Here is a 25,343-nt window from a genome sequence, read left to right as displayed (position 1 = left end):
CACCCTTCTTTTTTTATTTTTTTGAAAAAGGTGTGCCCTGCGGGGCACTCGTGGGATTAAAAGGGGCCCCCTCTGGTCCTGCCTGCTTCTCCTTTTACTCTATCTCTAGCTGTTTCGCTTCCGCCGCTTCCTTGACCCACTCAGGCTCTGGTGGAGGCGGTGGGAAAATGTAGTCCAAGGCTGGCCCGTGGTCGATGGGCTCCCCCTCTGTCCGATACTCTATCACCCGATGTATCCGCCGCAAAAATGCACGCCATGTCGCTGGCTCTATGCCTTGGATATTCGGGTATTGCTCCTTCAGGTCTATGTTGCTGATGATATACACCGTCTCATAACACGCCTGTCGGTTGGCGTACCTCGCCGGGAGCGCTAATGGATAGCAGTCAAGGTAGTCCAGCATATCCCCGATTAAAAGGCTACTTCTGAACTCGTCAAAACACATCACTGGCTCTTGTGCGTACCTGTCGAATGGATGGTTGTAGTCCGTCACTCGGTACACACTTCCAAATCCGTGTTGCTCCATCACTCCACGGGTCTTGCCTGTCTCCGTGGGGCCAAATATGTACGTTACCTCCAGCTCCCGCCGTTGCTCTCGGTAGCGGGCTTCCAGAACATCTTGACGTATCTTGTCCATCTTCCCGATATGGGCGGCTAGCTCCGGGTTCTGCTCCATTACTTCGGCGTTGCTCATTCCCTCCTCCGCTATCAGGCGGTACAACTCTGCTATATCCGTCCTCGCTCCCTGGCCCGGTTCCTCCGGTGGCTCGCCGCTTTCCTCAAATGTGCCGGGGACGCTGGTATCTGCCTTGGGGTCATCCGCCCACTTGCCCGATTTCTGGACGTAGGCCCGGTTCTCCTGGATGGTCCCCTTGGCCGCTTCGATATGCGCTTCTGGAAATCGCTTCTTCACCGTGTAAAATTTAGCGGGGCTCTTTAGGCAGAAGAACAGGTGTGTGTGGTGTGTGTGAGTATCTAGCCCTATCTCGTCAGCCAAGCACCAGTACACGCAGGACTTGAACTGCTCCAGGGTTTTCTTGATTGCGTCGTGGTCAAGGCCCTTGTCCTGGGGATTGTTGATGGTCAGTTGCCATTTACGGCTCTGCTTGTCTGCCATACCCTTTTACCTCCTTCCGGGTATCTATTTTTTTCTTGGGCAACTTCGTTGCCGGCTTTGGTATTTTATGGAATTTTTGGCTACAGATGTAGTCTAGAGGGGTAACACTTCCCTCTAGACTACCAGCGGGGCCCCTGGCCCCGCCCCGGGCCGGGCTTGCGGCTTTGTGGCAAAGCCACCGCCGCCGCCCGGCCCTGGGGTTTACCTGGTTACCAAGTCAGCGATTGCCTCTTTCACCAAGTCCATTCGCCGTATACGGGGTGCCACGACCTCGTATAGCCCCTTCCCGTCTATGTAGGCCATCCCGTGGCCCACCCCGCCGCTGTAATCCTCCGGGATTTGCTTATACATATCCCCAAGGGTCATTTTTCGGGCATCGTCCGACGAAAAACGGCCCCACCAGACCCTGCCCCCCAGCTGATCTCTGGCTCCCCCGCTGGGCATGATACTCTGGTCCGGGCGTTGGGTGCATAGCCAGGTATAGCCCCCCACCCCTCTGGACATGAATAAAGCGTTCATCAGCCACATCTGGCACTGGGAAGCTAATTTCTTATCCGCTATGGTGGTGTATGATATAAAACTACTGTACTCGTCAAAGACGGCGAACAGGGGGGACCTGTCCGGGTTATCCTGCAAGCGGCTTTCGATTTCCTCGCTAAATGCCCGGAGGCCGTCAGCGCACTTGTCATGTGCATAATACCGGGCGTTTGGTATGCCCCGCAAATATCGGAAGTCATCTGACCCCTTAAAATCCATGAGATACAGCCGGGTGGAGCGAGGCATATACTTTTGCACTTTAGCAAGGCAAAGCATAAGATGGGTGGACTTCCCGGACCCGCTATTTCCAGAAATTAGGAAGTGGTGCTGGGTGCTGCTCCCGGCTTCCCACCCTATGTAGGATGGGGAGCCGGAACGCACTGACCTTGCGTCCAGAAACAGCGGGATGGTTGGCAAGGTCTCAAAAGTCTCGGTCATATGTATCGGCCTCATTTAAGGGTCTAGTAGTGGACCTCGCTCGCATAATCTTGTCGCATGTGCTTTGATAGGCGGAATACTCCGCATCAAACTCGCAATAGTACAGACGTATTACAATGCGGTTTCTCTCGACATATGGAAAGGCTTGGAATTGAAAGTTAAGACCATAAGCGTCCATGTAGCTCTGAAATGCCCCCCTCATGGCCCATACAATCTCAGCAATAACGTCGTCTGTGATAGTACCCTTATTATAATAGAGGGAGACCCAGATATAAGATGGTATAGGGATATAAAAGAACCGTATCACGGGAACGAGATACTTGTATGTGTAGTTGTTGGCGATAGTTTGCAGAGCGCAGTATAATTCATCGGTAAAGGTGTGCTTTACCGGCTCCGGGTCTGGATGGAAAAACTTAACGATTTTTTCAATGGTTTTGGGGGCCTTTTTCTTGGCATACTCCCAAATTTTGCCTAAAATTGTCTTCGTAACAGGGATGAAGTTTTTCCGAAGTTCTTTGAAGCCGTCTACAAAACACTCTCGCCATATCATAATCAGCGTATCCTTAAGCGTGGTATTGTTCTTCTTTGAATACCTCAACGCCCCGACAAGGATAAGTAAAATGCTGAATATGAGCGAAAAAATCAATGTACGTTCATCTGATGTCATAATAACCTCGCTTTCTATCGCCGGGGCCGTAAGGCCCCGGCTGTGTTCAAATTACTTGCTCTTGCTGACGAACGAAATACTGCTTGCGGTAATGGTTGCCATAACCTTCCCGTACTCAATTTTTACTGGCTTCACCAGAGCGTCGTCACTAAACTGCACTTCGGGTCTTGGACTCATCTTTTCCAGGTCCTTAGGGTCGACTATCGGACCAGGACCGGAAACCCGAACAGTATACTCGTCCAAGGTAGCCATGTCCACGACGGTATAATCATATCCGTCTATCTTGTCTGTGCGTTTGCCGTCCTCGAATTGGTACTTCTTTTCTACGTCCTTCAATACGGTTGAGCCCACAAGAAGCTCCACCAGAGGTCGGGCAAATTTTGTGCTTTTTAATGTTGTCATAGTTTCACTTCCTCTTAATGGTGGGCTCTCCACCTGGGCGTCCCCAGGCGGATGGCAAAAGTGAATAGGTACTATATTTAAACAAGGGCCCTTGTTGTCTTTATATTACTATGAACATTTTTTAATGTCAAATTGCCGTTTTTACGCAAAATTATAAGTAATTCATAACTTTTTAACATTCTTTCAACTGCTCTAGGGTACTGCATAAGTCAGCATCTAAAATTTAAGCTGACGCTGAAAATTGCTCATATGATTTCTGTTCATCTTTTGTTCATCTTTTTCACACGTTGAACAGTGTTGATTTTGGTAATTTTTCAGAGGGGTTTGGTGCTCTCTTTCTTTTTTTAAAATCTAATTTCGGCAAAATAACGAAGAAAAGATGATATTTACTTGTCATGCCCATTATGGTGGATGTATTCGAACAACTGATTGACAGCGACGACTTTTTTAAAAGTGCACTTTTAAGTTTCGCTCATTACAGCATAAGCAAACACTATCCCCACGGACGCAAAGAGTACTGCGATATCAATGTTCCAGAAATCATTCTGACAAAACGGATAATCGCAGATGATATAGTTGAAAGACGTTAAGACGCAGACTAGCTACTCTGTCCCAAAAGGCGGCTAACTTCTGCGTTACAGACAGTTTCAGGGGTTCAGAGACAGACAGCCCCAAAAACAAGGCCAATTCGCATATTTGGGAGTATTTTGAGATTGCTGTGTAAACAAACACTTCTGGCCGACGCAGAGAGTACAGCGATATCCATGTTTCGAAAATCATTTCCCAAAATTGAAAATCGCAGAGGCATACAAGGTGCAAGACAGCTAACACGCTAACAGTCCACAGGACAACGGACATAGCACAGGCGAGCAGAAATAAAAAAAACCGCTTGCACAATCAAGCGGTTTAGTGTAATATAAGGATTAAGAGACAGCAGAAGCAATAAGGCAGGACGTGGAGAGCACCACCTCCCCACGCCCCTATGCAGGAGACCTAACCTCCCACACAGCAGATTTCTGCGCCGTCCCCATTTTATCAAATATCCATAGGTTTATCAAGCGTGAAAAATGGGAATGTGTGTTTAGCTTTCGGCGGTGTAGGGATTATTCTCCCTGCGCCGCTTTTGTTGTCTCGGCGGCCCCGAGCAAAGCCCGAGGGGGATGGGAGAACCCTACCCCCCAAGGGCCGGACCGTTGAGACAAAACCTTTATAAAAGGAGAGGACAGCATGAAAAAGTTAATATCGTTGATGGTCGCAATGGTGATGTGTCTGTCGTTGGTGCCGAGTGCGTTTGCGGCGGAGGGTGCTTCGGTGGACAAGTTCACTGATGTTCCGGCGGATGCGTGGTACAGGGACGAGTTGGCCTACGCATTGCACAACGGCTATATCAGCGGGACGAGCGAGACGACATTCGCCCCTGACGCGCTGGTGACTCGTGGGCAGTTTGTCACCATCTTAGGCAGAATGGTCAACGCTGATGTAAGTCAGTTTAAGACCACTCAGTTCGAGGATGTGAACATCACGAGTTGGTACGGCCCCTACGTGGAGTGGGCAAGGTCTACTGGAATTGTGAACGGCATCAGTTCCACGCAGTTCGCTCCCACCAACAACATCACGGTTGAGCAGATGGGCGTTATGGTGAGTAACTGTATCAATAAGCTGGGCTTGTCTCCGGCGGCTGATTCTGTGGTATACAATGATATGGCGACAGTTTCCACATGGGCGACATTTAGTATGTGGGAAGTTGCGGGGTACAATCTTCTTCCTGTAGATGCCGCTGGTAATGTTAATCCTCACAAGCAGGCCACAAGAGCGGATTGTGCTGTATCGCTGGTTCGTTTGGCCAAGTCCAGTGGCTATGGGGTAGTTCCTCCGACCGTCATTGAAAATCAGACTTTGCCTAATGAGTATGAGAAGGCTGTTGTGGCGAAGGTCAAAGCCATTCATGATGAAATGTGGGCTTCTGGCAAGGTTACTTCCAGTATGACTGAGAAGGAGAAGGCCATTGCATATTATATGTGGTTCACTTCTAATTGCCAGTATGGTGACGAGACTAACTATGATATGGAAGCGTGGATGGCTCATAACGAGTATGGCCCGTTAGTTATTGGTCATGGTGTATGCGAAGGCTTGTCTAAGGCGTACAAGAGACTGTTGGATTATGAGGGTATCTACTGCGAGTTTATTCCGGTACTTGAGCGTAATCATGCGTATAATGCAGTTACTCTGGATGGGGTGTATTATAAGGAAGTTGATGTGACAAGTATTGCTGGTACGCAGTGGGGTGGAAAAGGCCCTGATATGTCGGTTTATATAAATGAAAGAATTAAGCAGTATTTTTATCCAGATGAGTATCGCAAGGAGCAGGAGAGTGGTAAGGGCTTTGGTGAGCCACTCACCGAGGAGGAAATTCAGCAGTTAATCGACAGCCTTAATTAATTCATGTTACTGTTAGCATTTGTGGCGACCTCAGTACGGAGTGCTGGGGTCGCCTATTCTTGGTATATGCATGGTAGTGTTTAGCACTATTCTTGAGAAGTGTATAGAGAGTTCTGTGTTAGAATTGCAGTTTAGGTTGTTAGCTACTTATCATAATGTTTGTCGAGGTGAGTTCGTTGAGTGATGATATTATATTCTTGCAAAACAGTTGTTTCATGGCATATATGGAGAAGCATAAACTCGATAATGTTAGTGCGGCACAGGTATTTCAGGCGTACAGTCTTTTTAGCTATATACGGGAGCATTATGAGTATCTACACCTGATGGGGGTAGATTATATAGTTAAGCATTTGGACGGTATAGTAGGCGGGAGTTAGTGTTTAAGAGTGTAGTCTCCTTGAGTAGAATTAAATTTATGAGGAGTGAGAAAATATGGCTGTAGATAAGGCCGGAAAGCAATATTGCATAAGTAACTTAGTTTCTATGGTGGTCACGATTTTATCGGAAGATTATAATACAGCATGTGATATAGTGTTAGGCAAGTTCGTGCAGTCAAGAACATACGCTTTGCTGTGTGATACAGAGACAGGTCTATGGACACAGGGGCCTGACTATATAATATCGATTTATAAGAAGGAGCCTGGGGTACGGTAGACTTTAGTATATTGCATAAGGTCGTGACACTGGAAACGGTGTCACTTTCTTTATTAAGGCATATATTGCATTTCATAATGTTGTCATATGTTATCTGCCACGGAGAATTGTGGCGGAAAGGCGTGTTATGTATGTCGCTAAAAGACAAGATTTTGTATTGAACGTGGCGTTGCTGGGGTGACGGCGGCTGGGTGGCCCGCCACGGCTGGCGGCTGGGCGGTTGTCGGCGGCTGGGAGCAAGGCGGGGTCAAAGGTTGGTTCCGCTCCATGGCAATTCCCCGCCGATAGGCTGGCGGTATGGGGGAGGCTGGCACCCGTGGGAATTGCCGTCGCTCTGATGCGATCCGCTGACGCTCTCGCATTTCCTTGCGGGAAGTGGTGCGGCCTATCGGGAACATGAAAAAACAGGGGGCCGGGGTCGGCCTCCCTGTTTAATCAATCTTAAAAGTGCCGCAGTTCTGCGGTTTTTGTAAGTGTCCTTTTGTAATGCAAAGGGGGCTTTTGGCGCAATCCTGAAAAATTTTTCAGTCCTCTGAGATTTTATCCCACGCTCATGGATATTACTTTATGAAAGGCCTTTCCAGAACAGATTTCCAAGGAGGTGAGCGGCAGTGACCGACGAGGCGTTTGCCCAGGCGGCGCGGACCTATGGGGACACCATCTACCGGGTGGCGTATCATGCGTTGGACAATCCCCAGGACGCCGAGGATGTGATGCAGACGGTGCTTTTACGGCTGTACGAGTGCAAAAAGGACTTTGAGAGCGAGGAGCATGTGAAGCACTGGATTTTGCGGGTGGCGGTGAACGAGAGCCGCAGGTTGCTGCGTTCGTTCTGGCGGCGGACCTCGGTCCCCATGGAGGAGTGGCAGGAGACCGCCGTCCTGGAGGACCCGGCCAAGGCCGAGGTGCTGGAGGCGGTGATGGCGCTGGAGCCCAAATACCGTCTGGCCGTCTACCTGTACTACTACGAGGGGCTGAGCGTGGCCGAGACCGCCGCCGCCATGCGGGCCAACGTGTCCACCGTCCAGACCTGGCTGCTCCGGGCGAGGGCCAGGCTCCGGAAGGAGCTGTCCCAGGAGGAAGAAAGGGAGGAATCTGTCTATGTTCGACCCAAAACTGTACCGTGAAGCGTGCCGGGAGCTGAGCGCTCCCGAGGATAAAATTGAGGAGATTATCGCCATGACTGAGAAGACCAATAAGAAGCATTTCCGTCCCCTGCGCACCGCCCTGATTGCTGCCGCCGCTGTGGCTATGATGGTGATGGGGGTGTCCGCCGCTAACCCGGAAGCCGCCCAGGAGTTTTGGCTCACCCTTCGGAACGCCGTTCAGGTGGACCAGTACCGGATGGATTTGACCACGGAGGAAGGGGAAAAGGTGTCTGTGATTTCCGTCCCCGAAGCACGGCTGGAGAACCGGGACGGCCGGGCTGTCCTGATGGTGAACGGCAAAGATGTGGCCGATATCACCGACGCGCTGGCCCAGGACCAACACTATGTCTATGAGGACGCGGCCGAGGGCAGCAAGATCAGCGTGACCGTGGACGGGACCATCGACAATTGGACGATGACGGCAGACGTGGGCAAGCTGGAGGAGGACGGCACCTACAACTGGTTCGGCGGCGTGACCACCACCAGCGAGGACCAGGATGACAGCTTGGGCGCCCAGATATTCGAGGGCGGCGCGTTTAGCGAGGTTTTTACGAGCGTGAATGTCAACGAAAACACCGACCCGGACGCGGAGGTGACCGTGGGTATTTACGCGGTGACGGGAAACGATTGAACACAGCCTTATACACAGCGGGCCGGGAAACCGGCCCGCTTCCGCTATTTATCCAACCAAATGCCAACCATTTTGAACCTGCTTCCCCTTGTATTTTCCAGGCGGCTGTTTTATAATGAAAGGCAGCAAAACCAAGAAATTTTTCTGATAGAAGGAGAGCATTATGACAGCCAGTGAGAAAAAGCAGCTGATGGCCACGGCCTGCAAGGTGCGCATGGGCGTCATCGAGGGGACCCATGGGGCCAAGGCCGGACATCCCGGCGGCAGCCTGTCCGCCGCCGACGTGTTTACCTACCTCTACTTCAAGGAGATGAATGTCGACCCCAAGGCCCCCAAAAAGGAGGACCGGGACCGCTTCGTTCTGTCCAAGGGCCACACCGCGCCGGGGCTGTACGCCGCTCTGGCGGAGCGGGGCTTCTTCCCCGTGGACGATCTGCCCACCCTGCGCCACATCGACAGCTACCTCCAGGGCCACCCCAACATGAACACCGTCCCCGGCGTGGACATGTCCACCGGCTCCCTGGGCCAGGGCATCTCTGTGGCCGCCGGTATGGCGCTGGCCGCCAAGCACCAGGGAAAAACCTGCCGGATCTACGCCCTGCTGGGCGACGGCGAGATCCAGGAGGGTCAGGTGTGGGAGGCCTTCATGCTGGCCCACCACTATGGGCTGGACAACCTGTGCGCCGTCATCGACAACAACGGACTGCAAATCGACGGCCCCATCGACAAGGTCATGAGCCCCTATCCCATCCCTGAAAAGCTGAAAGCCTTCGGCTGGAATGTGGTGGAGATCGACGGCCACGACTTCGACCAGATCGAGTCCGCCTTCGCCCAGGCTCGGGAGACGAAGGGCGCTCCCACCGCCATCGTGATGAAGACCACCAAGGGCAAGGGCGTCAGCTATATGGAGAACCAGGCCGGCTGGCACGGCAAGGCCCCCAACGACGAGGAATATGAGAAGGCCATGGCTGAGCTGAAGGCTCAGCTGGCGGAAGTGGAGGCGATGTAAGATGGAACTGAAAAAGATCGCGACCCGGGACAGCTACGGCGCGGCTCTGACTGAGCTGGGCAAGGAGCACGACGACCTGATCGTCTTCGACGCCGATCTGGCGGGAGCCACCAAGACGGGTACCTTCAAAAAAGCCTTCCCCGAGCGGCACTTCAACTGCGGCATCGCCGAGGGCAACATGATCGCCGTGGCCGCCGGAGCCGCCGCCATGGGGATGGTGCCCTTCGCCTCCAGCTTTGCCATGTTTGCCGCCGGGCGGGCCTTTGAGCAGGTGCGCAACTCCATCGGCTACCCCCATCTCAATGTGAAGATCGGGGCCACCCACGGCGGCATCTCCGTGGGCGAGGACGGAGCCTCCCACCAGTGCTGCGAGGATTTTGCCCTGATGCGCTCCATCCCCGGCATGGTGGTCATGTCCCCCGCTGACGACGTGGAGGCCCGGGCCGCAGTGAAAGCCGCCTATGAGTATAAAGGCCCCGTCTACCTGCGCTTTGGCCGTCTGGCCGTGCCCGTGTTCCACGACGAGGCCAACTTTCAGTTTGAAATCGGCAAGGGCGAGGTCCTCCAGGAGGGCAGCGACGTGGCCATCATCGCCAACGGCCTGATGGTCAGCGAGGCAATCGAAGCGGGCAAGACCCTGGCTGAGGCTGGCATCTCCGCCCGGGTGATTAACCTGTGTACCATCAAGCCCCTGGACGAGGAGCTGGTGCTGAAGGCCGCTCAGGAGTGCGGCAAGGTGATCACCTGCGAGGAGCACTCGGTCATCGGCGGTTTGGGCGAGGCGGTTTGCGCCCTGCTGGCCGAGAAGTGCCCCACCCCCGTGCGCCGCATCGGCGTCAACGACGAGTTCGGCCACTCCGGACCCGCCGCCGCCCTGCTCAAGCAGTTCGGGCTGTCCGCAGAGCACATCGTCGAGGTCGCGAAGGATTTTTGCGGGAAGTAACAGAAAAAACGCTCCGCTTGTCGCACAGACAGGCGGGGCGGTTTTCTTCCAAAAGGTCCTATTGAATTTCCTGCTCTAGGCTGTCAAAAGCCGGGGTGGAAAAGAACTCTCCCAGGGTGATGTCCAGACCGTCACAGAGCTTTTTGATGGTAACAATAGACACATCTCTCCGTCTGCTGTCCAGCATACTATAGACCGTTGACGGTGTGACACCGGATAATGTGGCGAGCTCGTTTGCTTTGATGCTACGCATTTTGCACAAATCCATGAAACGGGCCGCAACTGCATCCTTGACAGACAAATTGACCACCTCAAGGATATAGTATTCAAATTATCGCATTTGCGTATACGCACTTGCGTAATACACAAAAATATGATATACTGCTGCATTGAGGTGATCGAGATGAAAAAAATTACCATCAGTTTGGATGACGCGGTGTATCAGTTTTATCAGAGTGTAGGCAAGAATGCAGGAGGTCTTTCTGTAGAACAGGTTGCCGCAGATGCTTTGTTCAAATTGGCTGGAGAGCTTTCTCTTAACGCGCTTCATAAAAAGAATATACAAGGTTAGGAAAAGCAGGCCATCCCATAGATGGCCTGCTTTTTGCATGGAATGCTCATGCCCGCAGCAGCAGAGGCTGGAGCTGACAGCCCTCCAGGGCCGCCTGGGCGGCGTCGGCCACCTGGGAGAAGTCGGCCACCAGGGAGGTGGGCTTTTTCTCAAAGTCGTCCTGCCCGAAGGGGACGAAGTAGATGTACTTCCGGGGCAGCAGCGCGCCGATGCTGGCTGCCGAGGCGGACAGGCCGTCGTTGGTGGAGGGGGCGATGAGCAGGGGGCGGCAGTTGCGCAGGTGGGCCTTGGCCGCCATGGTGACGCTGGTGTCGGTCACCCCTGCCGCCAGCTTGCCCAGGGTGTTGCCCGTGCAGGGGGCGATGATCAGCAGATCCAGCAGCTTCTGGGGACCGATGGGCTCCGCCCCCTTCACGGTGCGGATGACCCGGTGGTCGCAGATGCGCTCCATCTCCCGCATCAGGTCGTGGGTTGTGCCAAAGCGGGTGTCGGTGTCCGCCGCCGTCTCAGAGACGATGGGCACCACCCGCTGAAACCGGGCCTTGACCTGCTCCAGCGCCTCCATCGCTTTGGCGTGAGTGCAAAAGGACCCGCATACCGCAAATCCGATGGTTTTGTCTTCCAATGATGATCTTCCTTTCGTTTTTTGACGCATCCGCCGGTTGAGGCCCGGCTGCGCCGTTAGCATCCAATTTCCCGCAGCATGTTGTAGATGGTGCTCCGGATGGCGGCCCCGGCGGTGACCGGCGCGGTCTTCCCCGGCAGGGCCAGAGCCCAGATGACGGTGAGTCCCAGGCTGCCGGCGGCGGCCAGATCCACCCCGCCGGGCTTGGAGGCCAGATCCAGGATCAGGCAGTCGGGCTTCAGGTCTTCCAGCTCCTCCCGGCCCAGGACCTGGGCGGGGACCGTGTTGACAATCAGGTCGTAGCCGCACAGCCACCCCTGGAGCTGGGCGAGGTGCTCGGCTCCAAAGCCCATGGCCTGGGCCCAGGCCAGCTGGTCGTATTTCCGGGCGGCCACGCTCACCCGGGCGCCCAGGGCCTGAAAACGCTGGGCGGTGAGCCGTCCCACCCGGCCAAAGCCGATGACCAGCACCTTGGAGCCGTGGATGGTGATGGGCAGATGCTCCATAGCCAGCTGAACGGCCCCCTCTGCTGTGGGGACAGCGTTTGCCACAGCCAGCTCCTCCCGGGCGAAGTAGTCGTGGATGGTGAGGCCCCGTTCCCGGGCCAGCTCCTGGGTCTCCGGGTCGATCCGGCCGCCGCAGAGGAACTGGCGGGGGGAGAGCTGGTCGAGGATGGGGGCGAGCGGGTAGTCTGGCTGGGCGAGGGGGGCGTTGAGCAGTCCGCTCCCGGTGGAGACGGTGAGGGGAAGGATGACGCAGTCCGCCTTGTCCGCCCCGCGCAGGGTGGGCTCGGCTGTGAGGCTGGGGACCGCCTCCTGGGGCTCCCCCAGGGCGTAGGTGTGGACTGTGTGGCCGTCCTCAGCCAGCAGCTGGGCCAGCTTTTCCTGACGCAGGTCACCGCCCACCACCCAAATGTTCAGTTCGTGTTTCATAGATGTACCTCCAGGACCGCCAGCCGCAGGGCGGTGGGTTTCTACTTCCATTGTATGGCCCAGGGGGAGCGGAGGTGAAAAAAGAGCGCCTGTCCCAAATGGGACAGGCGCTCTTGCCTTGTGAAAAAACCTTACTTGGCAGCCTTCGCGGCCTTGATGGCCTCGATGAGCAGCGGGGTGACCTTGAACAGGTCGCCGCAGATGCCGTAGTCAGCGATCTCGAAGATGGGGGCGGTGTCGTTCTTGTTGACAGCGATGATGCACTCGGAGTCCTGCATACCGGCCTTGTGCTGGATGGCGCCGGAGATGCCCAGCGCGACATAGATCTTGGGGTGGACGGTCTTGCCAGTCTGACCCACCTGATGGTCGGCGGACAGCCAGCCGGAGTCGATGGTGGCACGGGAGCCGCCCACCACGCCGCCGAGGACCTCAGCCAGCTCCTCAGCCAGCTTGATGCCGCCCTCCACGTCCTTGGAGATGCCGCGGCCCACGGAGACGACCACGTCGGCGCCGATCAGGTCCACCAGCTTCTTGGCGGCCTTGACCACCTCGACGACCTCAGTCTGCATGTCGGCCTCGGTCAGCTCGAAGCTGGGCTTGATGATCTCGCAGGCATCGGCCTTGGCCTGATCAAAGGCGGCCTTCTTCATGACGCCGGGACGGACGGTGGCCATGGCGGGACGGAACCGGGGGCAGATGATGGAAGCCATCAGATGGCCGCCGAAGGCGGGACGGGTCATCTTCAGGTCCCGGGAGACGTCATGCTTCTGGCCCAGCACCACGGCGTGGCTGGTGGCGTCGATGCGCTCGGGAGCCAGGGTGGAGTTGGCCTTCAGGAAGTCCTTGTAGATGCCCATGTCCACATCCAGGTGGGTGCAGTCAGCACACAGGCCGGTGTGCAGGCGTGCGGCGCAGCGGGGACCCAGGTCGCGGCCGATGTTGGTCGCGCCGATGAGCATGATCTCGGGCTTGTACTCCTCGATCACGTCGCAGATGACCTTGGTGTAGCCGTCGGTGGTGTAGTTCTTCAGCAGGGGGTGGTCGCAGACGTACACGCCGTCGGCGCCGTAGCCGCCCAGCTCCTTGGCAATGCCCTCGATGCCCTCGCCCAGAAGGATGCCGTACAGCTTGGTGCCCAGCTCGTCGGCCAGCTTGCGGCCCTCGGAGATCAGCTCGTAAGAGGTGGGCATCATGCTGCCCTGACGCTGCTCACAGAATACCCAGACGCCACCCTTGAATTCCTGGATGGCGGAGCTATCAAAATTAGACATAATTTATACTCTCCCTTCTCAGATCATGTGCTTGGCGGCCAGGATGCCGGCCAGCTTCTCGCAGGTGGCCTTGTCGGCGCCCTCCAGCATCATGCCAGCGCCCTTCTGGGGGGGAGTAAAGGAGGTCAGGATGTTGGTGGGGGAGCCGCTCAGACCGATGGTGGCCGGATCGATCAGGGGATCGTCCTTCAGGGTGTTGTAGTCAAAGATCTCGTAGGGCTTGTCGTAGCACTCGAAGATGCCGCTCACGCTCATGTAACGGGGAGTGTTCAGCTCCTTGATGCAGGTGATCAGGCAGGGGGTCTTGACCTTGATGGTCATGTAGCCGTCCTCCAGCATCCGCTTGACGGTGATGGTGTCGCCCTCCTTGGTGATCTCGGCGGCGTAGGAGACCTGGGGCAGGCCCAGCTTCTCAGCGATCTGGGGACCCACCTGGGCGGTGTCGCCGTCGATGGCCTGACGGCCGCACATGACAACGTCGTCCTTGTCCACGCCGATCTTGTTGATGGCGGCGGCCAGGATCTGGGAGGTGGCGTAGGTATCGGAGCCGCCGAACTCACGGGCGGACACCAGCACGGCGCGGTCCACGCCCCGGGCCATGACCTCGCGGAGCATACCCTCGGCGGGCGGGGGGCCCATGGAGACGACGATGACCTCGGCGCCGGTCTGCTCCTTCAGCACCAGAGCGGCCTCAACGGCGTTCAGGTCGTCGGGGTTGGTGATGGCGGCCATGGAGGCGCGGTTCAGGGTGCCGTCAGGGTTGACGGCCACCTTACCGGAGGTATCGGGGACCTGCTTGACACAAACAATGATTTTCATTTCAATCTGCCTCCTATCTTACTTTACGCCCATATACTTGGCGATGACCATGCGCTGGACCTCGGAAGTGCCCTCGTAGATCTCGGTGATCTTGGCGTCGCGCATCATGCGCTCCACGGGGTACTCACGGGTGTAGCCGTAGCCGCCGAACAGCTGAACGGCGCGGCGGGTCACGTCGGAGGCGGTCTCAGCGGCGAACAGCTTGGCCATGGAGGCCTCCTTGCTGTAGTCGCCGTGCTCCTGCTTCTTCATGGCGGCGGCGTAGACCAGGTGCTGGGCGGCCTGGGTGCGGCACTCCATGTCGGCCAGCTGGAACTGGGTGTTCTGCATCTGGCTCAGGCGCATCTTGAACTGCACGCGCTCCTGGGTGTACTTGACGGCCTCCTGAATGGCGCCCTCCGCCAGGCCCAGGGCCTGGGAGGCGATGCCGATGCGGCCGCCGTCCAGGGTCTGCATGGCGATCTTGAAGCCGCCGCCCTCTTTGCCCAGCAGATTCTCCTTGGGGACGATGCAGTCCTCAAAGATCAGGTCGCAGGTGGAGGAGCCGCGGATGCCCATCTTCTTCTCGTGCTTGCCGGTGGAGAAGCCGGGGAAGGATTTTTCCACGATGAAGGCGGAGATGCCCCGGTTGCCCTTGGACTTGTCGGTCATGGCGAAGACCACGAAGGTGTCGGCCACGTTGCCGTTGGTGATGAAGCACTTGGTGCCGTTGAGGACATAGTGGTCGCCCTCCAGCACGGCGGTGGTCTGCTGGCCGGAGGCGTCGGTGCCGGCGCCGGGCTCGGTCAGGCCAAAGGCGCCGATCTTCTTGCCGGAGCACAGGTCGGGCAGGTACTTCTTCTTCTGCTCCTCGGTGCCGTGCTCAAAGATGGGGGCGCAGCACAGGGAGGTGTGGGCGGAGACGATGACGGCGGTGGTGCCGCACACCTTGGCCAGCTCCTCCACGCACATGGCGTAGGACAGCACGTCGCCGCCGGCGCCGCCGTACTCCTTGGGGAAGTAGATGCCCATCATGCCCAGCTTGGCCATCTTCTCCACGGTCTCCATGGGGAAGCGCTCCTCCTCGTCGATCTCCTCGGCCAAAGGCTTGACCTCGGTCTCGGCGAACTCGCGGTACATTTTGCGGACCATCTCTTGCTCTTTAGACAGGTGAAAATCCATTTTGCAGTCCTCCTAGTTTAAATTCTTGGCACTATCGTGAGCGCCCCCTCTGCTCCCGCTCCTCTCTCGACCGGGAGCAGGGGTGCAAAACGATACATGACAGCACGCCAAACCTGCCCCTCATCTTTGTTAGAATTTTAACAAAGTTGAAGCGAAAAAAGAGCAACACGGGTCCATCCCGCCGTTGCGGCGCTTATCAGGTTTGGCATATGTAGTGTCTAACCATTGAAATTATATCGGGTTTTCGGATCGAAAGCAAGTAGGACAGCCCTGGCAATTTAGACAGTTTTTTGAGGTTGATTTTGTACAAAAGATAAAATCTGATCCATATTCTTCTAAACCATTGGGGAACCTGCATAGCCAGGCCCTGTGGGAGGGGGAATCGGGCCAAAAAGTGCAAAATATCTTTGGTTATTTTTGACACAGGTATTGACTGTAAAGCCGCTTGATGGTATATACTGGTCCTGAATCAAAGGATGGGAGGCTGATTTTGATGACCATCAAGGACGTGGAGCTTCAGACCGGATTGGCTCGGGCCAACATCCGCTACTACGAGGACCAGGGCTTTTTCTCCGCTGCCCGGGGGGAGAACGGCTACCGGAACTACTCCGACGAAAATGTAGACATTTTATTAAGGGTGAAGCTGCTGCGCCAGCTGGGCTTCTCTCTGGAGGAGATCCACGCGCTGCAGAAGGGGGAGCAGTCCCTGGACCGGGCGCTGGCGGAGCGGGAGAGCGGCCTGGAGGCGGAGCGCCGGGCGCTGGACCAGGCGCTGGAGCTGTGCCGCGCCATGCGGCAGGAGGGCGCGGACTTCTACACCCTGGACGCCCGGCGCTATCTGAACCGTCTGGCCCAGGAGCGAGTTCTGGAGCAGGACCGGGACCCGGTGTGTATCTTCCCCTGGCGGCGGCTGTTCGCCCGGGAGATCGACAGCCTGCTCTGCCTCACGGCGCTGGTGGTGCTCCTCCAGCTGTCTGCCCGGATCAACCTGATTCGGGTTTCGGAGGACGCGGGCAGTCTGTTTCTCCTGCACCTGGGGGCCATGGTACTGCTGCTGGGGATGGAAACCCTGTCCCTCGCCCTCACCGGGACCACCCCGGGCAAACTCTTGTTTGGGCTGAAAATCCTGCGGGAGGACGGCAGCAAGCTGGATTTTGCGGAGGCGGGTCAGCGGACGGTCTACGTGGTGCTGTTTTATGGCTTTGCCCAAACGCTGATCGGCAGCCGCATCCCGCTGCTTTCCATCGCCGGGATCGGGATGCTGGTCTGGGCCTGCTGGCAGGTGTACCACGAAAAAACCCTGTTCTGGGAGGCGGACCAGCTTTACCTGGACGGCAGCACCAAAGAGCGGGCCTTTTGGAACAACCGCTGGAATTACCTCCGGGTGGCGGGCTATCTGGCGGCGTGGGCCCTGTGCCTGGGGCTGATGGCGGGGGGCAGCTATCTGGCCGCCCGTCCGCCCCACCGGGGGGCAAGCCTGACGGCGGAGGAGTTTGTGGACAACTACAACCAGTGCATGGCCTTTGCCTACGGGGAGGAACACGTACCCCGCCGCCTCACTCTGGCGGGAACCTTTGAGGAGGAGCCCTCCCAAGGGGTGGTCATCTATATGTGGGGGGAGCCTCCCGTGCCGGAAGGGTACTTTATCTTCGACCAGGAGGGGGATAGACTGCGCAAGGTGGTCTTTACCCGGACATATGAGGGCGGCGGCCCGCTGGAGGGGGAGAAAACCTACAGTGTGGGCATCCCTTACGACGAAATTTACGTGGCCATGCGCTCCTTCCTCTGGGGGAGGCTGGGCGATCAGGGGGTCAGAGCCCTCTATGAAGCGTTGACGGAGGGGGAGGGCAACTACCACGCCAGCCTGAAGGGCGTTCAGGTGGACAGCGCGATGCGCTTTTCCGGATACAGCTTCTTTGGTGAGCGCGTCCTCTTTGCCCAGGAGGGTGAGACGCAGAGTTACTTTGTGGAGTTTGCCATGGAATGGACGGAATAGTGAAAAAATTCCCGCCCCGGAAGGGGCGGGAATCCATATTCGGCTTACTTGCTGTAGTCGTAGAAGCCCTTGCCGGTCTTGCGGCCCAGCAGGCCGCCCCGGACCATCTTCCGCAGCAGCAGGGAGGCGCGGTACTTGGAGTCGCCGGTCTCGTTGTACAGGGTGTCCATAATGGCCAGGCAGACGTCCAGGCCCACCAGGTCGCCCAGAGCCAGGGGGCCCATGGGATGGTTGGCGCCCAGCTTCATGGCGGTGTCGATGCCCTCGGCGGAGGCCACGCCGGTGTACAGCAGGTCGGCGGCCTCGTTGATCATGGGAATCAGGATCTTGTTGACCACAAAGCCGGGGGCCTCGGCCACCTCGACGGGCTCCTTGCCGATCTCCTTGGACAGGTTCCAGATTACGTCGAAGGTCTCCTGGGTGGTATTGGCGCCCCGGATGACCTCCACCAGCTTCATGTTGGGCACAGGGTTGAAGAAGTGCATGCCGATGACGGGGTGCTTCAGGCCAAGAGCCATCTCGGTGATGGACAGGGAGGAGGTGTTGGAGGCGAAGATAGCGCCCTCCTTGCACATGGCGTCCAGCTCGTTGAGCAGCTCCTTCTTGGTGGCCATGTCCTCCTTGACGCACTCGATGATCAGGTCGGCGTCGGCGGCGGCGGACTTCTCCTCCACCAGCACGTTGGCCATCAGGGCGTCCTTGGCGGCCTGGTCCATCTTGCCCTTGTCCACCCGCTTCTGCAGGGACTTGTCCAGGTTGTCCTTGTGCCGCTGGGCGGAAGCCACGCTGCTGGCGTACATCAGGGCGGTGTGTCCCTTGGCCGCGAAGACCTGGGCGATGCCGCTGCCCATGGTGCCGGCGCCGAAGATTGCTACTTTCATAACTTTGTTCCTCCTAAAAAATAGTAGAATAATGCCGGACGCTCCGGCGGAAATGACCGGAAGATCCGGCCCCGCTCTCTGGTTCACCAGTATAACCTGTTTTTTCCCGAAAGGCAAGAGGAAAATCGCGTCCCCGCCTCCGTCCGCCGGGGATGTTCTTGACTTTTTTTCCCGGCAAGTATATGATAAGGAAAGCTTTACAGATGCAGGAGGCCGCTGTACCGATGGATGTTTCACTGGTGATCCCCGCCTATAACGAGAGCGCGATCGTGCTGGATACGATCCGCGCAGTGTCCGCCCGGCTGGCGGAGCTGGCGCAGGACTATGAGGTGCTGATCGTGGACGACGGCAGCACCGACGGCATGGCGGAGCTGGTGCGCGGCTGCGGCGACCCCCGCGTCCGGCTGGAGGGCTATGCCTCCAACCGGGGCAAGGGCTGTGCCGTCCGGACGGGGATGCTGGCGGCCAAGGGGGACGTTATCCTGTGTACCGACGCCGACCTGGCCTACGGGGTGGACGTGTTCGCCGTGATACTGGACCGCTTCCGGGCGGGGGACGCCGGTCTGGTCATCGGCTCCCGGCGCATAGGGGGCGAGGGCTACAAAAACTACCCCCCGCTGCGGATTTTGATGTCCAAGTGCTTCGGCCTGCTGTCCCACATGATCTCCGGCCTGCCCTACGACACCCAGTGCGGCATCAAGGGCTACCGCCGCAAGGCGGCGGAGCAGATCTTTTCCCGCTGCACCACCGACGGCTTCTCCTTCGACTTCGAGGTCCTCATGCGGGCGGACCGGCTGGGGCTGAAGGTGGAACAGATTCCCGTGTCGGTCATCAACTTCCGGGAATCCAAGGTGAACGTCATCCGGGACAGCGCCCGGATGTTCCGGGATGTGTTCCGCATCCGTAAAAAAGTCAGGAGCGGGAAATGAGAGAGAAAATCGTATTTCTGATCCAGCTGTTCGACCTGAAAAAGTTTATCAAGTTCGGCCTGATCGGGGTGCTCAATACCCTGGTGGACTTCGCGGTGTTTTACGTGATGGACCGCTGGGTGATCCGGGAGGGTCCCACCCTGGCGCTGCTGGGGATGACCGTTGTGGCCGGTCCTTATCTCTCCAACGCCATCGCCTATGTGGTGGCCAATATCCACTCCTTCGTGTGGAACAAGCTGTGGACCTTCGAGCGGCGGGACCGGGTTACCAGAGGAGAGGCGGTGCGCTACCTGCTCACCAGCGCGGGGTATGTACTCATCTCCACGGTGAGCCTGGCGGTGTGCATCCGCATCCTGTCCCTGCCCTTTGTGGCCCCCCTGGTGCCCCAGGGCTGGACCAACCTGCTGGCCAAGCTGCCCACCGCCTGCGTCACCATTTTTTACAACTACCTGATGAATAAGTTTTGGGTGTTCAAAGCGTAAAAATCCCGGCCCGGAGGTTGTTTCCTCCGGGCCGGTTTTGTCAGTTGAACAGATCGACCATCTGGATCATATAGACCACGTCGTTGACAAAGTAGAAGTACAGGTGCGGACCAATGCCGTCTTCATTGGCGCAGTACCACAGGTAGTCGTCCGGGTAGGCCCAGGTCCAGTCTTTCTCGTCGGAGAGGAGTCCGGGATAGGCGGCCAGCACCTCCTCCCGGGTGGCCCCCACCCGGATACCTCGGGGGGTGACCATGTCGGTACGGCCTGTTTCCAGGCGGTTGAGGAAGAAACTTCCCGACTCGGCGCTGTAGTACCGCAGGGCGGAGACCCCGCCCGCGTCGCCGCCGCCGTCTACGGACCAATTCTCCCAGTAGTCCCCAGGCCAGTAAATGGGGTCGCCTTCCTCAAACACTGACGTCTCCGGTTCAAAGTCCGGGAACATGGAATCTATCCAGCTGCCCAGACCGATGGGGGTGGAGAAGCCGTCCCGGAACAGGCAGACCTCCAGGTCCATCAGCCGCCAGACTGCCTGACGGATGGCATCCCCCGAGGCCATCCCTTCCCGATAGTAGTCAAAGTGGACCAGGAACTCCGCCGGGCTGCCGTCCTCGTACATGCGGGCCACCAGGTAAGCGGGGGACCATGCCGACCACTCCAGCGCGCCCGAGCTTTGCGCAGAGACGCCGCTGTAGTTGATTTGATAGAGCCCCAGGAGCTCTCCCTCCAAAGTATCCGTTCCAAGCAAATTAACGGAGTCCAGGCGGAAGTTCCTGTCCTGGGGTGTGTCCGGGGCGTCCGCCGCCAGGTAGACTGTGGCGTCGTACGCCGCCCGGAGGTATTCCAGGGCCATCTCGTTGAGCCGCGTGTCGAAGTTGAGGGCATCCGGCGACGACCTGTCCACAAAGCCCCCCACCGGCTCCTCCCCGGCGAAGTACCACTGATTCCACAGCGGCGGGTCCAGCCTGTCGGTCTCCTCGGCGGGGACCAGGGGAGCGTTCAGGCTGTACTGGTCATAGACGGTGACGGCCCGATCCTCCCAGATAAACAGCTGGTCCGCCCCGCTGACGGCGTCCAGCACCGCGTCGTCCACATCGTCCATCCGTCCGGTGAGATAAAATACGGGCTGGCCGTCCGCTTTGACGCGGAAGCCCTCCAGGGTCAGGTTGTGGAGGGCGATTTGGTACCCTTGCCCCTCCGGGTTCATTTCCGGCTCCATCTGTTCCGCCACCTGGTCCAGCAGCCCCTTCTCATTCAGCCCCGCCAGGGCCAGCGCGTCCCCGGTAGACACCAGCGTCCCCTCCCTTTTGTCGTAGACCAGGGAGAACACATGCCCGGTGTTCAAATCGGTGGTGAACTGCGACCGGAAAAACAGCAGATTCAGATACCGGTCGGTGGTGGAGGGGTAGAACAGGCACTGATTTTCCCAGGCGTCCGTTCCCGTCCGGGAATCGAGTTGAGCGTACTCCCCCCGCAGGTGGTTGAGGGCTTCGTTGATGGCGTCCACCGCCTCGTTCTCCTGTCCGGAAGGGAGGGCCAGAGCGGGGAGTTCCACATAGTTGCCATAGCTGTCATAGTACTGGGTCTCCATCACAAGGGAGGGCTCCGGCGGCCGCTGGCGGCAGGACACCAGATTGCCGCAGAAGATGGCGATGGCGAACATCAGAATCAGAAAGGGCAGCGGCGGCCGCTTCTTGGGCCCGGAGAAGATGTTGCGCAGTCGAATTTCCGTCTCTCTGGCCGACCCGGACAAGGGCAGGGAAAAGGGCGTGCGGGGCATTTTGTTGTTCATGGGGTGCTCCTTTCATCGTCAGAGGATGTTGCCCATCCACGTGGCCGGGCCCAATTTATACCCGCCGCCCTCATAGACCACGGGAAAATGGACACTGGCCAGACATTCCAGGCTCATGCAGGATAAGTCCAGGGTCAGGTCGCAGACAAGCCGGTCGTCTTCCTGTTTAAAGCGCACCTGATCGCCCACCTGCGCAACCCCCTTGAAAGGCTCATACAGTTTACCCAGGTCCACCTCCCACTCCCGCTCCCCGCTGGACATACGGGCAGTGGTCTCGCCGGGGCTGGCGGTGATCTCCAGGGGGATGTCGGAGAAGTCCGGGACGGTGTAGGTCATGGTATCCAGGTCGAAGATGTACAGGCTTTCCGTGTGGACCCCGGTGCCCCAGCCGTCAGTCAGGACCAGGGCCGCTTCGGGCTGGCCATCGCCGTCCAGGTCGTCCGCCAGCAGCGTGGGATTGCTGGCAAAGTGCCCATTGCCGCCCCAGTAGAGGTGGAAATAGGCCGTCCGCTCCCCGTGACGCAGGACGATGCCCCGCTGCTGTTCCAGGTCTCCTCCCCACAATATAGGACTGACCAGGGGCTCCACGTTGGGCATACTGTCCGGGTTCACTACGAAGTAGATGGTGACATCCTCCCCCTCGTCGTAGGCCACCGGCAGGAGAGTGTCCCGCCAGTAGTCCCGCCGCATGGCGTAATATACCTCTACCGCCTCCCAGGGCAGCTCCGCCCCGGGGAGGTTGTCCAAAACCGCCATCTCCTTCTCAGAAGGGCTGTAATTCTCATAGAACCAGTCACTGGTCTGCCCGATATATTGGAGCATCCCGGTTTTTAGCTCCACCGGGACCCACGGCTGTTCCTCGGAGGTGTCCGGGGGCGCGGAGACCGACGCGGAGGAATCCTGGGCGGCGGGTGTGTCCGTCTCCGCCACCTGGCAGGAGACGATATTGCCGCAGAAGATGCACAGAGAGAACGCCAGAATCAAAAAGGGCAGCGGCGGCCGCTTTTTGGGCCCGGACATGATGCTGCGGATACGGATTTCCGTCTCCCTGGCCGACCCGGACAGGTGGGTGGAGAAAGGGGTGCGGGGCATTTTCTCATATATCATCAGCGATCCTCCTGACATGCGTTCTGCGCTTCAACCATAGTGTCCCAGGTGCTCTCCAAAATGAGCCAGCCCCGGTTATTGAAGCTGTAGATGTTATAGAGCTTGTTCTCCCAGTCCTCGGTCCAGCACGCCTCGATCAGGTGCTGACCCTGGGGGACAACCTCCACCTCCCCGGCCAGGGAGAAGGCATATTCAAACCGTCCCTGCCCCTCATTCCAGCGGAACCAGCGGCAGCCCTGATTTCTGGTGCTGTCGCAGAGGACGGCAAAGTCCTCCGCGCCGTCGAAGTTGATATCCTGAATCCAGACGTGGGAGGGGTTGTCGGCCACGAAAATCTGATCTGGGAAGCGGTCGTCCCCCGGGATGTCCTCCGGAAGGATGGTCTGGATCAGCATATTCGGGTTGAACATCATATCCCCGTCGAACACCTGAATCTGGTCGTAGATCAGGTGGGGACCGAACTCTTCGCCGGAGACCCGCCCCCGCAGCGCCAGGGTCAGCACCCGCCCACCGGTGACAGTGACCGTCTCGGCGTCGGTAAAGTAGCCGTCCCCCACAAAATCCCAGCCGGTCCCGTTCCAGCTCAGGGTGTAATACTCCGGGTCGTGCCACTTGTCCACCAGGAGGGGAATGCGGACGTCGCAGAGGGGGGAATCCTCCCGGCCTGTGAGGTAAGCGCCGGATATGGTGGATGCATTCTCGGTACGGTAACGCTCGGTCAGGCTGCCGTCGGTAAGCTCAAAAATATACATTTCGGCGGCGCCGTAGGTGCTGGTGGGATAGTACAGCTCCAGGACCAAGGCGTCCCGGTCCGGGCTGGTGAGGAATCCGGCCATCAAGTCCCCGATACCCAGCCAGCCCTCCTCCGTCCATTGGCGCTCCACCGTTTCGCCCCGGCCCAGGGCGGCGGTGAGGGTGATGATCGTGCTGCCGCTCTCATCCTGTGGGTCAAACCGGGTGGTGGCCGTGACGGTGTCCGCCAGGCCGTCCCCGTCCAGATCGGCATCTTCATCTTGCAGCACCACCTGGTGCTCTTGAATCTCCATCTCTAGCTTCTGCTCCGGCGGGTCGGGGAGGTCCGCCAGGGATCTGCTGGCCCCGGGCTCCGGGGCCTCCGTCTCGGACATCTGGCAGGACACCAGATTCCCGCAGAAGATACACACGGAGAACATCAAAATCAAAAAGGGCAGGGGCGGCCGCTTTTTGGGTCCGGAGAAGATGTTGCGCAGTCGAATTTCCGTCTCCCTGGCCGATCCGGACAGGGGAGTGGAGAAGGGTGTGCGGGGCATGTTATTCTTCATGGGTGTTTTCCTTTCTATTTTGTAATCTGGCCACAGCGGCCAAAATGGTCTGGCCGTAGCCGGAGTAGTCCTGGGGGGACAGCCGGCGCAGGGCGTCCTCGTCGCAGGCCAGCTCGGTGTCCCGCTCCACCAGGCGGATCATATACCACATCAGGGGATTAAACCAGTACAGGGCGTTGACCCACATAGCCAGAGATTTCAGCCAGATGTCGCCCCGGCGGTAGTGGGTCAGCTCGTGGAGCAGGGAGAAGGCCAGCTCCTCCCCGGTGATTTTCCCCTGGGGCAGAAGGATCGCCGGGCGCAGCGCTCCGGCCAGCATGGGCACCTTCAGGCCCTGACACACCAGCAGGCGGGGCCGCCGGAGGAGCTTCAGCTGGTCGCCCAGGTGGTTGAAGGCGGCCACCGCGTCCCAGTCGGTGACCGGGGCGGACCACCGGCGCAGGTAGGACAAAAAGCGGAGGTGGGTCCCGGCGTTCCACACCAGCATCCCCGCAGCTCCGGCCAGCCAGACGGTGAACAGCAGCCGGGGGAGGCCGGCGGACGTCTGCTCAACCGGCGCGGCGGGGGTGAGGATCGGTCCGGGGGCGGCGGCGGAGCCGTCCCCGGAGGCGCTGGGCGGCTGGGGCTGGCTCTGGGAGGGAATCGGGAGGGTGGGGGCGGGATTGTTCTCCGGCTCGTCTCCGCCGGGGGTGAAGGGATGCTGGACTGCAGGCGGGTTGGGGATGTCCATTTGGATGGGGGCATGAGCCTCTCCCCGGAAGACGAGGGGCAGGGGAACGGCCAGCCGCAGGCACAGCAGCAGCCAGGCCCAGCACCGCCACTTGGCCCCGTAACGGCCCCGGGTGGACTGGCCTGCCCAGGCCAGCAGCAGCACAGCAGCGGAACCCCCGAGGGTGAGGGCTCCTAAGGTGAGCAGAATTTGATTCATCGCAGCTGCCCTCTGTTCAGCTGGTCCAGCAGGGCCTGGAGCTCCTCCAGCTCGTCCTGGCGCATCCCCTCCCGGGCCAGGGCGGCCACAAAGTTCCGGGGAGAGCCGTAGAGCCGGTCCAGCACCGCCCGGCTGTCGAAGGACTGATACTCCTCCTGACCCACCAGAGGGGTGTACCGGTTGCCCTTTCCCACCCGGCGGACGGCCACAAAGCCCTTGTCCGCCAGACGGGAGAGGTATGTATTAATGGTGTTGGCCGCCCAGCCGAAGGGGGCCAGCTTGTCCTCCAGAACGGCCCGAGGGGTGTCGGGACCGGTGGCCCACAGGGCCTTCATCACTTCAAGCTCGGTATCGGGGAGCCGCTTCATAGAATCACATCCACTTCAAATGTAGTTGATTTTATACTACGCTTGAAGTAGATGATGGTCAAGTTACAAAGTAGTTACAAACGCAGAGGGCGGCTGGAGGATCTTAAAAAAACCTTCACGGAAATTTCATAGACTTTTCCAGCGGACCATGGTAGAATAACAAAGAGTATAAGGAAAGGTGTATCCGTCCCTGTTTGA

26 protein-coding genes are annotated in these 25,343 nt (G+C 58.3%); 10 read left to right on the top strand and 16 right to left on the bottom strand.

The annotated features are described in order from the left end of the window. Nucleotides 1-94: 94 nt before the first annotated feature. From VV088_RS12430 to VV088_RS12415, 4 genes are all read right to left on the bottom strand, one after another. The gene (locus tag VV088_RS12430; RefSeq protein WP_334601031.1) at nucleotides 95-1,114 is read right to left on the bottom strand and encodes a viral replication protein; all 1,020 of its coding nucleotides are present in this window, start codon (nucleotides 1,112-1,114) and stop codon (nucleotides 95-97) included. A 201-nt stretch (nucleotides 1,115-1,315) separates the two neighbouring features. Then, on the bottom strand, nucleotides 1,316-2,089 hold the full coding sequence (locus tag VV088_RS12425) for an FtsK/SpoIIIE domain-containing protein (RefSeq protein WP_334601030.1): 774 nt from the start codon (nucleotides 2,087-2,089) through the stop codon (nucleotides 1,316-1,318). Beyond that, nucleotides 2,073-2,756, bottom strand: a complete 684-nt coding sequence (locus tag VV088_RS12420) for a hypothetical protein (RefSeq protein WP_334601029.1) — start codon at nucleotides 2,754-2,756, stop codon at nucleotides 2,073-2,075. The genes VV088_RS12425 and VV088_RS12420 overlap by 17 nt, the downstream gene beginning before the upstream one ends. Nucleotides 2,757-2,807: 51 nt before the next feature. Further along, nucleotides 2,808-3,158: a hypothetical protein gene (locus tag VV088_RS12415; RefSeq protein WP_334601028.1), complete on the bottom strand. Its 351-nt coding sequence runs from the start codon at nucleotides 3,156-3,158 to the stop codon at nucleotides 2,808-2,810. 1,227 nt (nucleotides 3,159-4,385) lie between these two features. On the opposite strand from VV088_RS12415, the gene VV088_RS12410 reads away from it, so the two are divergent. From VV088_RS12410 to VV088_RS12390, 6 genes are all read left to right on the top strand, one after another. Beyond that, a complete protein-coding gene (locus VV088_RS12410; protein ID WP_334601027.1) occupies nucleotides 4,386-5,597 on the top strand; it encodes an S-layer homology domain-containing protein in 1,212 nt (403 codons plus the stop codon). Nucleotides 5,598-5,752: 155 nt separating this feature from the next. After that, complete coding sequence (locus VV088_RS22800; RefSeq protein ID WP_442913156.1) at nucleotides 5,753-5,974, top strand: DUF3791 domain-containing protein; 222 nt, start codon at nucleotides 5,753-5,755, stop codon at nucleotides 5,972-5,974. A gap of 888 nt (nucleotides 5,975-6,862) precedes the next feature. Beyond that, nucleotides 6,863-7,378, top strand: a complete 516-nt coding sequence (locus VV088_RS12405) for an RNA polymerase sigma factor (RefSeq protein WP_334601026.1) — start codon at nucleotides 6,863-6,865, stop codon at nucleotides 7,376-7,378. Continuing rightward, nucleotides 7,353-8,030, top strand: a complete 678-nt coding sequence (locus tag VV088_RS12400; protein WP_325228194.1) for a hypothetical protein — start codon at nucleotides 7,353-7,355, stop codon at nucleotides 8,028-8,030. The genes VV088_RS12405 and VV088_RS12400 overlap by 26 nt, the downstream gene beginning before the upstream one ends. A 163-nt stretch (nucleotides 8,031-8,193) precedes the next feature. Beyond that, entirely contained in the window at nucleotides 8,194-9,039 is an 846-nt protein-coding gene (locus tag VV088_RS12395; RefSeq protein WP_325228192.1) for a transketolase, read from the top strand. Nucleotide 9,040: 1 nt separating this feature from the next. Beyond that, nucleotides 9,041-9,982 carry a transketolase family protein gene (locus tag VV088_RS12390; protein WP_334601025.1) on the top strand — a complete coding sequence of 314 codons (942 nt, stop codon included), beginning with the start codon at nucleotides 9,041-9,043 and terminating at the stop codon, nucleotides 9,980-9,982. A gap of 58 nt (nucleotides 9,983-10,040) precedes the next feature. Here the strand turns inward: VV088_RS12390 and VV088_RS12385 are convergent, their stop codons facing one another. Continuing rightward, the gene (locus VV088_RS12385; protein WP_334601024.1) at nucleotides 10,041-10,292 is read right to left on the bottom strand and encodes a helix-turn-helix domain-containing protein; all 252 of its coding nucleotides are present in this window, start codon (nucleotides 10,290-10,292) and stop codon (nucleotides 10,041-10,043) included. 93 nt (nucleotides 10,293-10,385) lie between these two features. Between VV088_RS12385 and VV088_RS12380 the strand changes: the two genes are divergently transcribed. Continuing rightward, nucleotides 10,386-10,553, top strand: coding sequence for a hypothetical protein (locus VV088_RS12380; protein WP_325228186.1), 168 nt, complete (start codon nucleotides 10,386-10,388; stop codon nucleotides 10,551-10,553). 46 nt (nucleotides 10,554-10,599) lie between these two features. On the opposite strand, the gene VV088_RS12375 is transcribed toward VV088_RS12380, so the two are convergent. From VV088_RS12375 to VV088_RS12355, 5 genes are all read right to left on the bottom strand, one after another. Next, nucleotides 10,600-11,178 (bottom strand): dipicolinate synthase subunit B, encoded by a 579-nt coding sequence (locus tag VV088_RS12375; protein WP_334601023.1) that lies wholly within the window; start codon nucleotides 11,176-11,178, stop codon nucleotides 10,600-10,602. A gap of 56 nt (nucleotides 11,179-11,234) precedes the next feature. Further along, the gene (gene dpsA, locus VV088_RS12370; protein WP_334601022.1) at nucleotides 11,235-12,110 is read right to left on the bottom strand and encodes a dipicolinate synthase subunit DpsA; all 876 of its coding nucleotides are present in this window, start codon (nucleotides 12,108-12,110) and stop codon (nucleotides 11,235-11,237) included. 131 nt (nucleotides 12,111-12,241) lie between these two features. Further along, nucleotides 12,242-13,381: an acryloyl-CoA reductase electron transfer subunit beta gene (gene acrA, locus VV088_RS12365; protein WP_334601021.1), complete on the bottom strand. Its 1,140-nt coding sequence runs from the start codon at nucleotides 13,379-13,381 to the stop codon at nucleotides 12,242-12,244. Nucleotides 13,382-13,399: 18 nt separating this feature from the next. After that, the gene (acrB, locus tag VV088_RS12360; protein WP_334601020.1) at nucleotides 13,400-14,200 is read right to left on the bottom strand and encodes an acryloyl-CoA reductase electron transfer subunit gamma; all 801 of its coding nucleotides are present in this window, start codon (nucleotides 14,198-14,200) and stop codon (nucleotides 13,400-13,402) included. Between the two features lie 18 nt (nucleotides 14,201-14,218). Beyond that, nucleotides 14,219-15,361: an acyl-CoA dehydrogenase gene (locus tag VV088_RS12355; RefSeq protein WP_334601019.1), complete on the bottom strand. Its 1,143-nt coding sequence runs from the start codon at nucleotides 15,359-15,361 to the stop codon at nucleotides 14,219-14,221. A gap of 493 nt (nucleotides 15,362-15,854) precedes the next feature. On the opposite strand from VV088_RS12355, the gene VV088_RS12350 reads away from it, so the two are divergent. Then, nucleotides 15,855-17,357 (top strand): RDD family protein, encoded by a 1,503-nt coding sequence (locus VV088_RS12350; protein WP_334601018.1) that lies wholly within the window; start codon nucleotides 15,855-15,857, stop codon nucleotides 17,355-17,357. A 44-nt stretch (nucleotides 17,358-17,401) separates the two neighbouring features. On the opposite strand, the gene VV088_RS12345 is transcribed toward VV088_RS12350, so the two are convergent. Beyond that, complete coding sequence (locus VV088_RS12345; RefSeq protein WP_334601017.1) at nucleotides 17,402-18,238, bottom strand: 3-hydroxyacyl-CoA dehydrogenase NAD-binding domain-containing protein; 837 nt, start codon at nucleotides 18,236-18,238, stop codon at nucleotides 17,402-17,404. 224 nt (nucleotides 18,239-18,462) lie between these two features. On the opposite strand from VV088_RS12345, the gene VV088_RS12340 reads away from it, so the two are divergent. Both VV088_RS12340 and VV088_RS12335 read left to right on the top strand, forming a co-directional pair. Further along, nucleotides 18,463-19,167, top strand: coding sequence for a glycosyltransferase (locus tag VV088_RS12340; protein WP_334601016.1), 705 nt, complete (start codon nucleotides 18,463-18,465; stop codon nucleotides 19,165-19,167). Then, complete coding sequence (locus VV088_RS12335; RefSeq protein ID WP_334601015.1) at nucleotides 19,164-19,649, top strand: GtrA family protein; 486 nt, start codon at nucleotides 19,164-19,166, stop codon at nucleotides 19,647-19,649. The genes VV088_RS12340 and VV088_RS12335 overlap by 4 nt, the downstream gene beginning before the upstream one ends. Before the next feature lie 40 nt (nucleotides 19,650-19,689). Here VV088_RS12335 and VV088_RS12330 read toward each other — a convergent pair whose 3' ends face one another. Genes VV088_RS12330 through VV088_RS12310 form a run of 5 tightly spaced genes read right to left on the bottom strand, consistent with a single transcriptional unit; the run spans nucleotide 19,690 to nucleotide 25,145 of the window. Beyond that, complete coding sequence (locus tag VV088_RS12330; protein ID WP_334601014.1) at nucleotides 19,690-21,441, bottom strand: hypothetical protein; 1,752 nt, start codon at nucleotides 21,439-21,441, stop codon at nucleotides 19,690-19,692. Between the two features lie 18 nt (nucleotides 21,442-21,459). Then, nucleotides 21,460-22,548 carry a hypothetical protein gene (locus tag VV088_RS12325; protein ID WP_334601013.1) on the bottom strand — a complete coding sequence of 363 codons (1,089 nt, stop codon included), beginning with the start codon at nucleotides 22,546-22,548 and terminating at the stop codon, nucleotides 21,460-21,462. Continuing rightward, nucleotides 22,548-23,849 carry a hypothetical protein gene (locus VV088_RS12320; protein WP_334601012.1) on the bottom strand — a complete coding sequence of 434 codons (1,302 nt, stop codon included), beginning with the start codon at nucleotides 23,847-23,849 and terminating at the stop codon, nucleotides 22,548-22,550. Before VV088_RS12320 ends, VV088_RS12325 begins: the two co-directional genes overlap by 1 nt. After that, nucleotides 23,839-24,777: a M56 family metallopeptidase gene (locus tag VV088_RS12315; RefSeq protein WP_334601011.1), complete on the bottom strand. Its 939-nt coding sequence runs from the start codon at nucleotides 24,775-24,777 to the stop codon at nucleotides 23,839-23,841. Before VV088_RS12315 ends, VV088_RS12320 begins: the two co-directional genes overlap by 11 nt. After that, entirely contained in the window at nucleotides 24,774-25,145 is a 372-nt protein-coding gene (locus VV088_RS12310; protein ID WP_334601010.1) for a BlaI/MecI/CopY family transcriptional regulator, read from the bottom strand. The genes VV088_RS12315 and VV088_RS12310 overlap by 4 nt, the downstream gene beginning before the upstream one ends. Between the last annotated feature and the right edge of the window lie 198 nt (nucleotides 25,146-25,343).

The sequence above is a fragment of the Lawsonibacter sp. JLR.KK007 genome, from assembly GCF_036941135.1.
GTDB lineage: Bacteria > Bacillota > Clostridia > Oscillospirales > Oscillospiraceae > Lawsonibacter.
The sequence above is the reverse complement of the archived record's forward strand: the minus strand, read 5'-3'. Positions and strand labels throughout refer to the sequence as shown.